Here is a 725-nt window from a genome sequence, read left to right as displayed (position 1 = left end):
AACGACGCCGGCTTCGAGGAGATCCAGGTCGACGAGAACCACTCCGACCAGGAAGTCGGTCCGCTGACCGTCAACGCCGTGTACTTCCAGCCGATCGACATGGAGCCGTCCGGCATGGGTCTGAAGGCCGCCGACGCGAGCTTCCACCTCGAGGCCGACATCCACGCCAACCAGAAGGGCACCAAACTCGGTTACGGCAAGGGCGACTTCGTGCCGGACCTCACCGTCAACTACGAGATCATCAACAAGTCCAGCAATGAATCCGTCGCCTCCGGAACCTTCATGCAGATGAACGCTTCCGACGGCCCGCACTACGGCGCCAACGTCAAGCTCGACGAGGCCGGCGCGTACAAGCTCGTGCTGAAGATCGAATCCCCGGAGAAGAAGGGATGGATGCTGCACGTCGATCCGGAGACCGGCGTGACCGGACGCTTCTGGACCGAACCGCTCGAGGTCACCTTCCCGGATTGGAACTACACCCCGCAGGAATGGTGATCGAAGCGTGAATTCGCTTGAAAGCCGATTGAAGGACGCATGAGTTCTCATGCCCGCGGTTCCGGCAGACATCGTTCGACGCGCGCAAGGCCATTCGGCCGGGTTCGCGATCGGGCGCCGCACGCCGGAACCGCTCTCTTGCGTTTACGGGGGCGTTTATGGGAGACGTTCACGGAACCGCTGGGCGGGTTTGATTGGGCTTGGTCGGGCTCGGGCTTGGGTGGACTTGA

The 725-nt window shown here is 62.2% G+C and carries 1 protein-coding gene; it reads left to right on the top strand.

The features are described from left to right. A partial coding sequence (locus tag B3C64_RS01100) for an iron transporter (protein ID WP_291533130.1) occupies positions 1-495 on the top strand: 495 nt, incomplete at its 5' end. Positions 496-725 lie beyond the last annotated feature (230 nt).

Source organism: Bifidobacterium sp. UBA6881, from assembly GCA_002451435.1.
Classification (GTDB): Bacteria; Actinomycetota; Actinomycetes; order Actinomycetales; family Bifidobacteriaceae; genus Bifidobacterium.
The sequence above is the reverse complement of the archived record's forward strand: the minus strand, read 5'-3'. Positions and strand labels throughout refer to the sequence as shown.